This is a genomic window from Actinospica robiniae DSM 44927, from assembly GCF_000504285.1.
Classification (GTDB): domain Bacteria; phylum Actinomycetota; class Actinomycetes; order Streptomycetales; family Catenulisporaceae; genus Actinospica; species Actinospica robiniae.
This window is the reverse complement of record NZ_KI632511.1, coordinates 7,967,946-7,979,750: the sequence shown is the minus strand read 5'-3', so window position 1 is coordinate 7,979,750 and position 11,805 is coordinate 7,967,946. Positions and strand designations below refer to the sequence as shown.

The 11,805-nt window shown below is 71.8% G+C and carries 12 protein-coding genes; 3 read left to right on the top strand and 9 right to left on the bottom strand.

Annotation, left to right across the window (positions count from 1 at the left end):
• Positions 1 to 125: 125 nt before the first annotated feature.
• Positions 126 to 707 carry a hypothetical protein gene (locus ACTRO_RS34510; protein WP_034269986.1) on the bottom strand — a complete coding sequence of 194 codons (582 nt, stop codon included), beginning with the start codon at positions 705 to 707 and terminating at the stop codon, positions 126 to 128.
• A gap of 356 nt (positions 708 to 1,063) precedes the next feature.
• Positions 1,064 to 2,215, bottom strand: a complete 1,152-nt coding sequence (locus ACTRO_RS34505; protein WP_157436605.1) for a substrate-binding domain-containing protein — start codon at positions 2,213 to 2,215, stop codon at positions 1,064 to 1,066.
• Positions 2,216 to 2,891: 676 nt separating this feature from the next.
• Here ACTRO_RS34505 and ACTRO_RS34500 point away from each other — a divergent pair.
• Positions 2,892 to 4,529 carry an ABC-F family ATP-binding cassette domain-containing protein gene (locus ACTRO_RS34500; RefSeq protein ID WP_034269980.1) on the top strand — a complete coding sequence of 546 codons (1,638 nt, stop codon included), beginning with the start codon at positions 2,892 to 2,894 and terminating at the stop codon, positions 4,527 to 4,529.
• A 27-nt stretch (positions 4,530 to 4,556) separates the two neighbouring features.
• On the opposite strand, the gene ACTRO_RS34495 is transcribed toward ACTRO_RS34500, so the two are convergent.
• From ACTRO_RS34495 to ACTRO_RS34480, 4 genes are all read right to left on the bottom strand, one after another.
• On the bottom strand, positions 4,557 to 5,054 hold the full coding sequence (locus tag ACTRO_RS34495) for a phosphoribosyltransferase (RefSeq protein ID WP_034269977.1): 498 nt from the start codon (positions 5,052 to 5,054) through the stop codon (positions 4,557 to 4,559).
• Positions 5,055 to 5,142: 88 nt separating this feature from the next.
• Positions 5,143 to 5,670, bottom strand: coding sequence for a hypothetical protein (locus ACTRO_RS34490; protein ID WP_034269974.1), 528 nt, complete (start codon positions 5,668 to 5,670; stop codon positions 5,143 to 5,145).
• A gap of 36 nt (positions 5,671 to 5,706) precedes the next feature.
• Positions 5,707 to 6,231 (bottom strand): hypothetical protein, encoded by a 525-nt coding sequence (locus ACTRO_RS34485; RefSeq protein ID WP_034269971.1) that lies wholly within the window; start codon positions 6,229 to 6,231, stop codon positions 5,707 to 5,709.
• Between the two features lie 91 nt (positions 6,232 to 6,322).
• A complete protein-coding gene (locus ACTRO_RS34480) occupies positions 6,323 to 6,619 on the bottom strand; it encodes a DUF6401 family natural product biosynthesis protein (protein WP_034269967.1) in 297 nt (98 codons plus the stop codon).
• A gap of 202 nt (positions 6,620 to 6,821) precedes the next feature.
• Here ACTRO_RS34480 and ACTRO_RS34475 point away from each other — a divergent pair, with 202 nt between their 5' ends.
• Complete coding sequence (locus ACTRO_RS34475) at positions 6,822 to 7,550, top strand: HAD family hydrolase (RefSeq protein ID WP_051452577.1); 729 nt, start codon at positions 6,822 to 6,824, stop codon at positions 7,548 to 7,550.
• 94 nt (positions 7,551 to 7,644) lie between these two features.
• Here ACTRO_RS34475 and ACTRO_RS34470 read toward each other — a convergent pair whose 3' ends face one another.
• Together ACTRO_RS34470 and ACTRO_RS34465 are read right to left on the bottom strand one after the other, a co-directional pair.
• On the bottom strand, positions 7,645 to 8,154 hold the full coding sequence (locus tag ACTRO_RS34470; RefSeq protein WP_034269964.1) for a hypothetical protein: 510 nt from the start codon (positions 8,152 to 8,154) through the stop codon (positions 7,645 to 7,647).
• Positions 8,151 to 8,999: an SPFH domain-containing protein gene (locus tag ACTRO_RS34465; RefSeq protein ID WP_051451822.1), complete on the bottom strand. Its 849-nt coding sequence runs from the start codon at positions 8,997 to 8,999 to the stop codon at positions 8,151 to 8,153. Before ACTRO_RS34465 ends, ACTRO_RS34470 begins: the two co-directional genes overlap by 4 nt.
• A gap of 371 nt (positions 9,000 to 9,370) precedes the next feature.
• Between ACTRO_RS34465 and ACTRO_RS44330 the strand changes: the two genes are divergently transcribed.
• Positions 9,371 to 10,411, top strand: coding sequence for a DUF1266 domain-containing protein (locus ACTRO_RS44330; RefSeq protein ID WP_157436604.1), 1,041 nt, complete (start codon positions 9,371 to 9,373; stop codon positions 10,409 to 10,411).
• Positions 10,412 to 10,562: 151 nt separating this feature from the next.
• Here ACTRO_RS44330 and ACTRO_RS34455 read toward each other — a convergent pair whose 3' ends face one another.
• The gene (locus ACTRO_RS34455; protein WP_034269961.1) at positions 10,563 to 11,537 is read right to left on the bottom strand and encodes a PAC2 family protein; all 975 of its coding nucleotides are present in this window, start codon (positions 11,535 to 11,537) and stop codon (positions 10,563 to 10,565) included.
• Positions 11,538 to 11,805 lie beyond the last annotated feature (268 nt).

Here is an 11,805-nt window from a genome sequence, read left to right as displayed (position 1 = left end):
GCCGTCTCGCCCGCACGACCCGCGGCCCACGCGCGGGTCCTTCCGCTCGCGCCGAAGCCGGCTCGTCGCAGAGGCCTGTGACGAACCGGCGCGGCAGTGCTCTGATGCCGTGAAGACCGCGGTGCCTAGTCGGTCCAGGCCGCGGTGAACGAGCCGACCACCGTGCCGGCGACGAACGCCGTCGTGTGCAGAGCGCTGTTGAGGTACGCCGCGCCGGCCGGGTCCAGGGTCAGCGAGGTGGCCGAGTAGGTCTCCGAGGTGCCGTCCTGGTAGCCGTTCTGCGCGCCGGCGAGGTCGAGCAGCGCGGTCTCGCCACCGCTCGCCGAGGACTCGCCGTAGAAGGTGGTGCCGCCGAGGTCGAAGATGAGCGTGTCGAGGTTCACGGCCTGGCCGGTGCGCAGGTCGAAGCCGAGGATCCCGCCGCTGTAGCTCTCGGTGCCGGAGTAGGTGCTGATCTCGGCGTTGCCGCTGGTCTCGGCGAAGGTCACGTTCGCCGCGCCGTCGGCGTAGCTCAGCGAGGTGTAGTGCCGCGGCACGAAGCCGATCCCGTGCGCGGCGAGCTGGCCCAGGAACGACGCGTCGACGGTGAGGGTGACGGAGCCGCTGACCGTGTCGGCGGAGGCCGTGGTCGCGACGAGGCCCGAGAGCGCCACCGCGCTGAGCGCGGCCACGGGCAGCGCGATGGCGCGCTGAGCAGAGATACGCATGTCGGTCGGTTCTCCTTGCATGAGTTCTCGTCGGCCGGGGCGGCGCCCCGGCCCGGGGTTCCGGTGTCCGCGAAAACACCGGAAGACGGCGGGTGGGTGCGGGGGTGCGGGGGTGCGTGGGCTGTGGGCGGGGCGGGACGGCGGTGGAGGACCTTCGCGATCCCCTGATCGACGGCGAGCACGCCCCTGAGATGTGCACGCGACTTCTCCGTGGACGCAGCGTTCCGTGCTTCGCCTCCGTGGCGCCGGGCCCGTTGCCGCGGGCTCGGCGGAGGCCCGGTCCCGGCGCGCTCGGCGCGCACCGGGACCTCTGGGCTCGTCAGCCGGCGCCCTCGGTCAGCAGGGCGCCGTCGTGCTCACTGGCCGGTCAGCGTGCCGCAGTTGGAGGCGACGGCGAAGCCGTAGTTGGTGATGTCCGTCGCCGCGGCGGTGCTGGTGCCGTTCGCACCGCAGATCCAGCCGCTCTTGTCGCCGTTGCCCAGGAACGAGCGCAGGTTGATCGGGCTGGTCGGGATGGCCGGCGCCGCAGCGGTACCGGCGTTGAGCGAGGTGAGGAACAGGCTGCGGATGTAGGTCGACGGGAAGGCCGTCAGACCGCTCACGTTGATGACGTGGGCCGCGGTCAGCGGGGCCTTGCCGTCGATGTTCTCGAGCACCAGGCTGCCGGTGGTGTTGGGGCACTTGGCGGTGTAGGCCTGGCAGACGAAGCTGCCGCCCGAGAACGGGAACAGCACGTCCTTGTAGCCGGTCGGGTCGCCCGTCGCGGTGAATTCGTCGTTGGTGCCCTCGTTCTCCTCGATCGCCGCGCCGGAGGCGTTGGCACCGTTGACCACGCAGGTGCCCGGGGTCGTGACGGCGATGTCGGCGAGCCACTGCTGCCGGGTGCCGGAGCTGGCCTGCGGCAGGACCGGGATGATCGCGTCGGTGCTGGTGCCGCCGACTTCCTTCCAGGTCACCGGCGCGTTCGGGTTCGACGCGTTGAGCAGCTTGGCGTCGCAGGAGAAGACCGCCGTCAGCTGCGCGTCGGTGAGGTTCGTGACGCCGTTGCCGCCGTTGTAGATCGAGTAGGTGATCAGGTCCTTGGCGAACAGGACGGACGCGATGCCCGAGCCGTCCGAGGTCTTGATGTTGCGGGACATGCGGGCCAGGTCGACGCAGTACTCGGTCTTGGCCGCGTTCTGCTTCTTGAGCTCCAGCTGCGCGACGCCGGCGCCGGAGCCGTTCGGGCGGGTGATCGAGCAGGACGCGTCGTTCTTGGCCGAGATCGTGTCGCCCGGCAGGCCGGTGGACGGGTTGACCGCGTCCCAGCTGTAGAACGGGTTGGCGGGGCTGGTGGCGTTGTAGTCGGTGGACCACTGGTCGGCCAGGTACTGGATGGTGTCCGACCCGGTCGCGACGATGGCCGTCACCGGCGGGGTGCTGGACGGGTCGGCCAGGGCCGCACCGGTGCCCACCGCGAGAGCGGCGACGGCCACTCCCGCAAGGACGATCGAACGAAGAGCGCGCACGCGACTTCTCCTTAAATACAGCTACCGTGCGTGACTTGATCGACGGGGCCCCGTTGCCGCGGGACAGCGTCGAGTCGGCGTTCACCGACGCAGGTGAGTCTCACCGCGAGAAGTATCTTCGATCACCGATATAGGTGAGCGTCTTGTGAACAGCATCGGCCACCGCGCCCTCGCGAGATCAGCCACCGGCGCATGCCGCTGACGAGGAGCCCCGCCCGGGATAGCGCTCTACCGGAGTTCTCAGAACACTGAGTCACCTGACCGGTTCAGTGCGGAATTCCGAGCGGGCGCGGAATATCTGGAGTCGGCTTATCAGCCGTCTTCATCAGGTTTCGACAACCATTCAGGCCTTGCCGCCACGCTCGTCGAGGTAGCAGGCGAGGCGCAGCTCAGCACCCGTACCACCGCCACGGAGAGCTACCTTAAGGAACTCAGGCTCCTCTCAGTCGAGAACAGCGAGTCACGGCTCGTACACACCCGCGCGGATAAGGAGCGGACGCTGCTGGAGTGCGCTGACGGCCTCCGCGTATCATCTGCCGCAGTGCGGGCACGCGACTTCTCCTTATGCAGTGATCCCGTGCACCGCACTGCGTTGCCGGCCCGTCCTGTTGCCGCGGGGCGGGCCGGTTCATAACCGGATGACAGGGGCGCCGTCGAGGCGACATACTGCGACGTCATGGGCTATGTCGATCTTTCCGGGGTGGGTTACCGGCTGCCGGACGGCCGGATGCTGCTGCGGGAGGTGAACTTCCGGGTCGGTGAAGGCGCGAAGGTGGCGCTGGTCGGCCCGAACGGCGCCGGCAAGACCACCCTGCTGCGGATGGTGGCGGGCGATACGGACCCGTCCGCGGGCACCATCGCGCGCGGCGGCGGCCTCGGGGTGATGCGCCAGTTCATCGGCATGATCGGCGACGAGACCACGCTGGCCGAACTCGCCCTCTCGCTCTCCTCCCCCGCCGTGCGCGCCGTCGGAGAGCGGCTGGCGCGGGCCGAGGCCGCGATCGCCGCCCCGGACGCGGACGAGCGGGCCCAGCTGCGCTACGCCGCCGCGCTCACCGCGTGGGGCGACGCCGGCGGGTACGAGCTCGAGGTGGTGTTCGACACCGTCGCCGTGGGCGTGCTCGGCCTCGGCTGGGACGAGGTGCGCGACCGTCCCGTGCGCACCCTCTCCGGCGGCCAGCAGAAGCGCTTCGCGCTCGACCTGCTGCTGCGCGGCGAGGACGAGGTGCTGCTGCTCGACGAGCCGGACAACTTCCTGGACGTGCCCGGCAAGCTCTGGCTGGAGCAGCGGCTGCGCGAGAGCACGAAGACGCTGCTGTTCGTCTCGCACGACCGCGAGCTGCTGGCCAACACGGCCACCGCCGTCGTCGGCGTCGAAGGCGGCACGGCATGGGTGCACCCCGGCTCGTTCGCGTCCTGGCACGCCGCCCGCGAGGCCCGGCACGAACGGCTCGACGAGGACCGGCGCCGCTGGGACGAGGAGCACGTCAAACTCAAGGAGCTCGTGCTGCTCTACCAGAACAAGGCGCGGCATAACTCTGACATGGCCACCCGGCTGCAGGCCGCGCGCACCCGGCTGGCGAAGTTCGAGGCGGACGGACCGCCGCCGATTCCGCCGAAGGACCAGCAGATCCGGATGCGGCTCGACGGCGGGCGCACCGGCAAGCGCGTGGTGATGTGCGAGCAGCTGGAGCTGTCCGACCTCACCCTGCCGTTCGACTTCGAGGCCTGGTACGGCGACCGGATCGCCGTGCTCGGCGCCAACGGCACCGGCAAGTCGCACCTGCTGCGCCTGCTCGGGCGCGGCGGCACCGACCCGGAGTCCGAACCGCTCACCCCGCTGGCCGTGGTCCGGCACGAGGGCACGGCCCGGCTCGGCGCGCGCGTCGTGCCCGGCCACTTCTCCCAGACCCACGACCGCCCGGAGCTCGTCGGCAACACCCTGGTCGAGATCCTCTGGCGCGGCGACACCCGCCGGCCCAGCCTGCCGCGGGACCAGGCCATGCCGGCCCTGAGCCGCTACGAGCTCGCCGCGCAGGGCGACGTGCGCTTCGAGCAGCTCTCCGGCGGCCAGCAGGCGCGGCTGCTGATCCTGCTGCTCGAGCTCTCCGGCGCCACCCTGCTGCTGCTCGACGAGCCCACCGACAACCTCGATCTGGCCAGCGCCGAAGCGCTGGAGCAGGGCCTGGCCGGCTTCGCCGGAACGGTGCTCGCGGTCACCCACGACCGCTGGTTCACCCGGTCGTTCACCCGCTTCCTGCACGTCGGCGACGACGGCGAGGTGCGCGAGGTGCCCGAGCCGGTGTGGGGCTGAGGGCTCGGCGGGCGGGCGCGGAGCCCGTCAGGCGTCGAGCACCTGGCCGGTCCGGCCGACCACGGGCGGCTGGTCGCTCCACGGGAAGTTGATCCACTCCGCGGTGTGCTTCCAGACGTACTCGCAGCGCACCGAGGAGCTCGGCTTCTGGTAGATCACCGCGGAGCGCACCTCGGCCACGGTGTCCCGGCAGAAGTCGTAGATCAGCCTGAGCGTCTTGCCCGAGTCGGCCACGTCGTCCGCGATCAGCACGCGCTTGTTGGAGAAGTCGACCACGTCCGGCACCGGCGCGAGCATCACCGGCATCGGCAGGGTGGTGCCGACGCCGGTGTAGAACTCGACGTTGACCAGGTTCATGTTCTTGCAGTCCAAGGCGTAGGCGAGCAGCCCCGCCACGAACACCCCGCCGCGGGCGACGGACACGATCACGTCGGGCCGGTAGCCGTCCGCGGCGATCATGCGGGCGAGCTCCCGGCCCGCCTGTCCGAACGTGTCCCAGGTGAGAATCTCGCGCGCCTCGCTCATGCTGAGAATTCTCGCATCCGAACCGCGCGCGAGCCTGGTCGGGGTGTCCACTCCTTGTCGTCCTCGGCGGACTTCGGGAACGGGGGTTTCACTCTTTGCCGTCGTCCGCCCGGTCGTCCCGCGCCCGCTCGTGGCCGCCGTGACCGGGCCGGTGCAGATCCGGCAGGTGCAGGCCGTGGCCGGAGCCGTGCTCCGGCCCGTGGGCGGCGCCGTGCGGCTGGCCGCGCATCCGGCGGCGGCGCTCGGCGTGGGAGCGCGGGCGGCTGCCCTCGGCCGGGCGCGGGCCCATCACCTGGGCGCAGCCCCCACACCACTCGTACGAGCGGCGGGCGGCGCCCATCGCGGCTCCCGGGGTCGCGTAGGACTGCGGCGGGCCGCCGTGCGTCTCGCACTCGACCACGAAGCGCAGCGGCAGGTCGAACAGGCCCGCCGGCGCGTCCGGCGCCTGGGTGTCGAGCACCCGCACCCGGACCCCGGAGTCGCGGTGCCGCAGAATCCGGTAGACGTACGTGCTCTGCTTCGGCAGCTCCGGAGCGAGCAGCGCCGCCGCCTTGGCGCGCACGCGCTGCAAGGCGATCTCGGCCCGCTCGACCTCCTTCTTCGCGTTCTGCCTCATCCGCCTCTCCCTGCTCTGCTCGCGCGCGGGCGGCTCTCAGGCCAGCCGGCGCCGCGGACGGGACTTGTGGATCCGGCGGTTGGCGGCCACCGCGGCGGCGCAGCCGGGGCACCAGGTGTGCGAGGTCTTCACCGCCTGCAGCGCCCGCCGGTGCTCGGCGAAGTAGCGGGTCTGGTCGTGGGTCACGCAGCGGGCCGCCCAGTGCATGTTGATCCCGCGGACGTCGCTGAACACCTCGGAGACGTCGTCGGGGTTGTCCGGGGCGCCGAGCTCGTAGACCAGGACGTGGCTGCCGATGTCGCGGCGCACCCGCTCGCGGGCCTGCGGCTCGCTCTCGTGCTTGGGCACCTCGGGCACCCGCTGGTCCATCGCCTCGCGGGGCGGGTTCTCGTTCTCGAGCAGCTCGTCCTTGGCCTTGCCGGTGCGCCGCGCCTCGAGCGCGTGCGTGTTCAACCAAGAGCGGTCGTTCTTGTGCCGGGGCTTGGCCGTGGTCTTGGGCCTGGCCGAGAAGCCGCCCCGGGCCAGCGTCGTCGCGTCGTTCCTCGCCGCGAAACCGTCCATGGTGAGCCCTTCCTCGTGGTACGGATGAAGGCCGTTCAATCACCCTAGGCCGGTACCGGCGAGCTTGCAGGCTCAGCGATGAACCCGCAGGTCAGAGCGGGTTGGAGCGGAGCGAGATGCGGTGCTCGCGGATCAGCCAGGACACCGCGGTCAGCCGCAGGCTGGCGAAGTCGTAGCCGGCGTGCTCGCGCCAGTCGGACTCCTCGAGCGCCTCGAGGAAGCCGAGGATGTAGTCGCCGAGGGTGTGCGGGAAGGCCTCGGCCCCGCCGAGCACGTCGCGCACCGCGGCCGCGTGCTGGTCCACCGCCGCGGCCAGGCCCGGCTCGAAGGCCAGCTCGGGCAGCCGCGGACCGAACCGCTCCCATACTTCCGCCAGCGGTTGGCGCATGGCTCGCACTCCCCTCGGGCGCAGGATCCCTTCGGGCCGCACTGGGGCGCCCGGGTATACGCCATCCAGGTTAACCGCACCCGCCTACCGTCCGTGACCACGGCGACCGTCGGTGTGGGCTAGATCACCGCGGGCTCTGCCCCGGGGCGCCCGGGCGGCGGCGAGCCCGGAGCGTTCACCTCGGCGTGGAAGGATGCGGTTCATGAGCGCCCACCTGTACAGCTTGCCGACCGCCTTCCCGACCTCGGACGACGACCTGGCCGGGCCGGTGCCGCCGATAGAGGCCGTGCTGTTCGACTTCGCCAACACCTTGTTCCGGATGCTGCCGACCGAGCGCTTCCTCACCCGGGTCTGGGAGCGGGCCGGGCGCGACCCGGGCACGCTCGAGGCCGCCGCGGTGGCCGCGCAGGTGCGCGAGGCCGCGACGCTGCCGCACGTGCTCGAGGCGCAGGTCGGCCGGGACACCTCGGCAGAGCGGCACCACGCGGCCACCTTGGCCTGGTTCGGCGAAGTGCCCGCGCTCGAGGGCGTCACCGAGCTCGCCTACGAGCAGGTGCTGCCCGGCGAGAGCTGGTACCCCTACTCGGACACCGCCCCGGTGCTGCGCGAACTCGCCGCCCGCGGCGTGCCGGTCGGCATCGTCAGCGACATCCCGTTCGACCTGCGCGAGATCCTCGCCGAGAACGGGCTGGCCGACTATGTCGCGGCGTACGCGCTCTCCTACGAGCTCGGCTTGGAGAAGCCGGACCCGCGGATGTTCCTCAAGGCCTGCGCCGACCTCGGCGCCGACCCCCGCCGCACCCTGATGGTCGGCGACAACGCCCCGCGCGACGGCGGCGCGGTGAGTGCGAACCTGCGCGCCTACCTGCTCCCGTCCGAGCCCAAGACCGGGGAGCGCGGACTCGAGGCCGTGCTGCGCCTGGTCGGCTGACGCTGCGCCGGCTCCGGCTCCGGTTCCGGTTCCGGCTTCGGCTTCGGCTGACGGACCGTCGACCGGGATCGGACGGCCCGTCAGTGCTTCGGCGTCACAGTCCGCTGAGGTAGCTCAGCCGCTCGTCCAGGGTGCCGTTCAGCTCCGCGAGCGCGCTCTCGGCCTCGGCGACGGCCAGGTCCCGCAGCGTCGGCGCGGTCACGCCGGCCACCACCGCGGCCGCGTACTCCGCCTGGCTGTGCAGCACCCGGTCGAGTTCGAGCAGTTGCGCCGATCCCGGCCCGCGCAGCCGTTTCCAGGCCTTCTTCGGGTCCGGCGGGAAGGGCGCGTTGCGCAGCCGGTCCGCGGCCGCCGTGTACCGCTGCTGGCACCGCCGGCCGGTGTCCATCGGCAGCTTCAGCTCGGGCGGCGGGAAGGGCTGTTCGCGGGTGGAGGGCGGCAGGATGACGCGCTGGTAGTCCACCACCGCCTCCCCGATCCGCTGGGCCGCCCGGGCCAGCTGCTCGGCCGCCCACGAGCGCACGGCAAGGTCGTCCGCCCGCAGCCGCCCGGCGTCGGTGTACCGGTCGACGCCGAGCAGCGGCTCGAAGGCGCCTTGGGTCATTGCCTGCCGTTCGCGTTGCCCAAGCCCAGCTGGGTGATGTCGCCGTAGAGGCCGGCCGGCAGCAGGGCGACCTGCAGCGGCTCGCCGAGCAGCGCGTTGACGGCCACGGCCAGGCCGCGGTCGGCCAGCTTGAGCGCGAGGTAGGCGCGCATGGCCTCCTGCTCGGTCATGCCGAAGGCGCGCAGCGAGAGCAGCTCGCGCATCCGCTCGTCCCGCGGCGCGATCAGCACCTTGACGTCGTTGAGGGTGATCCCGTACACCGCGAGGAACGCCTGCAGGTGCCCGGAGACCAGCTCGCTGATCTCGTGGATCTTCTCGTTGACCTGCTCGAGCGGGGTGACCTGGACGATCTGGTTGACCGCTTGCTCGACCACCGGCGCGGCGTAGTCGTTGATCTCGGCCGCGTTGACCGAGTGGCCGGCCACCGGCATGTGCTGGACCAGCTTGAGCGCGTCCTCCTTGGTCTCCACGTGGATGTAGTAGTCGACCTCGTAGGAGAGCTCGGCCATCTCGCGCGAGAGCGCCGTGCCGCGGCACTTGATCACACTCTTGGCCCGGTTGATGTAGATGACCTCGTACTGCCACGGCGACTGGCCGCCGTAGAACGAGCGCTGCATGGACCCGAACAGCGGCCGGTCCGGCGTCTCGAGCTGGAACTGGCCGGTGTCGTAGACGTTGAGGATGGCGCCGCGCGACTTGAGCACACAGAAGTGGTTGGACTCGACCGTGATCAGCGAACCGTTGAGGATGTTGGGATCCGCGTAGTGGTAGAGCAGCACCCCCGGGCCCATCACCTCGCGTCCCTGCGCGTCGAGCGTGGAGATCACATTGCGTACACCGGGCATTCGTCCCAGCCCCCTCGTCCCTTGTCAGGCCCCTCCCACCGGGACCGCTGGCGTCACCCTACTGCCGTCCGCGCCCGGAGGTAACCGGCGGACGCGGGGCGTTCGCCGGTGGTGGGAGGAAAGACGCGGGAAAAGGGGGTGGCCCCGCGCCACGGGGGGAGCGCGGGGCCACCGGACACGGTCACTGAGGACCGGTGGGAGGTCTGCATTCCACTACGGGGGGGAGATAGTGGAACGCGCCTCAATGAGCATGACCATACCCCGTCCGGAGCCCGGAGGGAAGGGGAACGCACGATCGGGTGGCGCCGTCCTTAGTCAGAGGTCTCGATTAGACTGGCCGGGCTTTTGCTTATCGCTTCGGGGGTGCGTCGATGGGAGTGGTGGTACCGGAGTCCGCCACGGTGGAACAGCGGTTGCGCGAGGCGCTGCGCCGCGGAGATCTGGACGGCTATCTGCGGGCGCTGTCGGACACGCACGTGCTGGTGTTCGGCTCGCGCCGGCTGGCCGACGAGTCGATCAACGACCCGGAGGCGCCGCTCGGGCTGGTGCGCGATCTGGGCGGGGCGACCCGGGTGTTCGCGGTGACGCCCAATCAGACCGTGGACCCGGGGCCGTACCTGGTCTACCACGCCATGACGCTGCGCTCGATGCTGCGCCGCTGCCGGCCGCTGACCTGGCAGCTGGTGGTGAATCAGGGCACGGACCACGAGGGCCGGATACCGGTGAAGAAGCTGGCCGCGTGGGTGGACCAGCACCCGGACGAGATCCGCCCGCTGGGCGACTACGGCGACCGGCTCACCGCGCTGGACAGCTGGGAGCGCACCGGCCCGCTGGCCACCGCGCTGGCCTGCGGGGCGCATCTGGCGGTGCAGAACGAGGTGCCCTGGAACGCGATCGGCGAGGTCTACAACGACTACCTGGCCGACGCGCGGCTGCTGCGCGACGGCTGGCAGATCACCGACTCCGGCCAGTGGCGGGCCGCGCTCGAGGACCTGCTCGGCGAGCGCTCCCGGGAGCAGGAGCCGGCCGCAGATCCCGCCGTCGTCGCCGCGCACCTGGCCGCGATGCGCCGGGACGGGATCACCGACCCGGACTCCGCCGGAGCCGCGCCCCCGCCCGGGGACGCCTGGTTCTACGGCCGGGCGGTGAACCTGGCCCGCTGGGCCGCCGCGACCCGCCTTTGCGACCAGGACGAGGCGCGCGAGGAGGTGCTGCGGGTCGGGAGCCTGGCCGCCGAGCGCTACCGCGACTGGCGCGAGTTCTCCGCCGGCTATCTGCTGGGCCGGCTGCTGCACTTCGGCGACGCCGAGCGCAAGCAGTACTACCGGCCGCTGCGCAAGGTGCACCGGATCCTGTGCGAGGACCCGGCCAGCCCCTGGCGCACGCTGAGCCTGGCCGACGCGGCCGGCTGACGAGGCGGGCAACCGCGCCGATCTTCCCCCCACCGTCAATCTGCTGAGTCCGGCCGGCACCCCGCCGCGAGCGTCGGCGGCGCCGCCGGCTCCAGCGGAGAGCGGCGTGCGCCGGACCCCTCGGTCCGGCGCACGCCGCTGCAAGCTCCGCTCAGCCCTCCGACTGCTCGTCGTGCTCCGCGAGGAAGGCCTCGAACTGGCTGGCGAGTTCGTCCGCGCTGGGCAGCCTGGTCTGCTCGGCCAGCAGGTTGGGCCGGCCGGCCGCGCCCTCGGCGGCGTCGTACTGCTCCTCCAGGCTGCGGATGACGCCCTTGAGCTCCTGGTCGCCCTGGCCCACCTCGGTCTCGATCTGCACGGCCACCCGCTGGGCCCGGTCGCGCAGCTCCTGCGCGGGCAGCACCAGGCCGGTGGCGGCGGTGACCGCCTCCAGGATGCGGACGGCGGCGGCCGGGTAGGCCGAGCGCGAGACGTAGTGCGGCACCTGCGCGGCCAGGCCGAACACGTCCTTGCCGGCCTGGGCCAGCCGGTACTCGGTCAGCGCCATCGCGCTGCCCGGGACCTGGGCCTGGTCGAACCACTTGGGGTACCCGAGCAGCAGGTCGCGGCGGTTGCCGTGCGGGATCAGGTGCACCGGCCGGGTGTGCGGGACGCCGAAGGGCACGCCGTGGAAGTTGACCGCCAGGGTGATCCCGAGCTCGTCGACCAGATGCACCACGGCCTTGCTGAACAGCTCCCACTCGGTGTCCGGCTCGGGGCCGGAGAAGACCAGGAACGGGGTGCCGATGGCGTCCTTGGCCAGGCGCACGGCCAGCTCCGGCGCCTCGTACGAGGACCAGTGGTCGGCGTTGAAGGTCATCAGCGGCCGCTGCGCCCGGTAGTCCACCAGCCGGTCGGCGTCGAACACGGCCACCAGCGTGGTCTCGTCCCCGCCGAGGACGTAGTCCAGCGCCTGCTCGGCCGCCTGGCCGGCGTCCATGAAGCCGGTGAAGTGGTAGAGCAGCACCAGATCGCCCCCGCGCTGCCCGCTCATGCTGGCGCGAGCCGGCTCGCGGGCCGCGGCCAGGGCGGCCAGTCCGTCCGAGTCGTACGTGTACAGCGCCCGGGCGGCAGAGGTGGGATCAGCCACGGTCTCACCCTTCTCCTAGGTCGGCGGTCGTCCGCGGCGGCCAAGACGCTCGCGCGGAAGCGGGACGCGGGCGCACGAAGGCGCCCTTCCCTCTCTAGTCTGCCAACGATCGAGGCGGCGCGGCCATTCCCGGCCGCGGCGCTCCGGTTCCGCGGCCGTTCGGCGCGCGCCCGCCGCGCGGCCGGCCGGGCCGTCGCCGGAGGCTGAACGGCGAATCATATTTCGAATTCGCAGCACTCGGCCCGCCCGACCTCACGAGGGCGCCGTG

What these genes read in the sequence shown, in the direction of transcription:
- ACTRO_RS34510 (WP_034269986.1), bottom strand. Translation starts at nt 707, where the DNA reads ATGCGTATCTCTGCTCAGCGCGCCATCGCGCTGCCCGTGGCCGCGCTC.
- ACTRO_RS34500 (WP_034269980.1), top strand. Translation starts at nt 2,892, where the DNA reads ATGGGCTATGTCGATCTTTCCGGGGTGGGTTACCGGCTGCCGGACGGC.
- ACTRO_RS34495 (WP_034269977.1), bottom strand. Translation starts at nt 5,054, where the DNA reads ATGAGCGAGGCGCGCGAGATTCTCACCTGGGACACGTTCGGACAGGCG.
- ACTRO_RS34490 (WP_034269974.1), bottom strand. Translation starts at nt 5,670, where the DNA reads ATGAGGCAGAACGCGAAGAAGGAGGTCGAGCGGGCCGAGATCGCCTTG.
- ACTRO_RS34485 (WP_034269971.1), bottom strand. Translation starts at nt 6,231, where the DNA reads ATGGACGGTTTCGCGGCGAGGAACGACGCGACGACGCTGGCCCGGGGC.
- ACTRO_RS34480 (WP_034269967.1), bottom strand. Translation starts at nt 6,619, where the DNA reads ATGCGCCAACCGCTGGCGGAAGTATGGGAGCGGTTCGGTCCGCGGCTG.
- ACTRO_RS34475 (WP_051452577.1), top strand. Translation starts at nt 6,822, where the DNA reads ATGAGCGCCCACCTGTACAGCTTGCCGACCGCCTTCCCGACCTCGGAC.
- ACTRO_RS34470 (WP_034269964.1), bottom strand. Translation starts at nt 8,154, where the DNA reads ATGACCCAAGGCGCCTTCGAGCCGCTGCTCGGCGTCGACCGGTACACC.
- ACTRO_RS34465 (WP_051451822.1), bottom strand. Translation starts at nt 8,999, where the DNA reads ATGCCCGGTGTACGCAATGTGATCTCCACGCTCGACGCGCAGGGACGC.
- ACTRO_RS44330 (WP_157436604.1), top strand. Translation starts at nt 9,371, where the DNA reads ATGGGAGTGGTGGTACCGGAGTCCGCCACGGTGGAACAGCGGTTGCGC.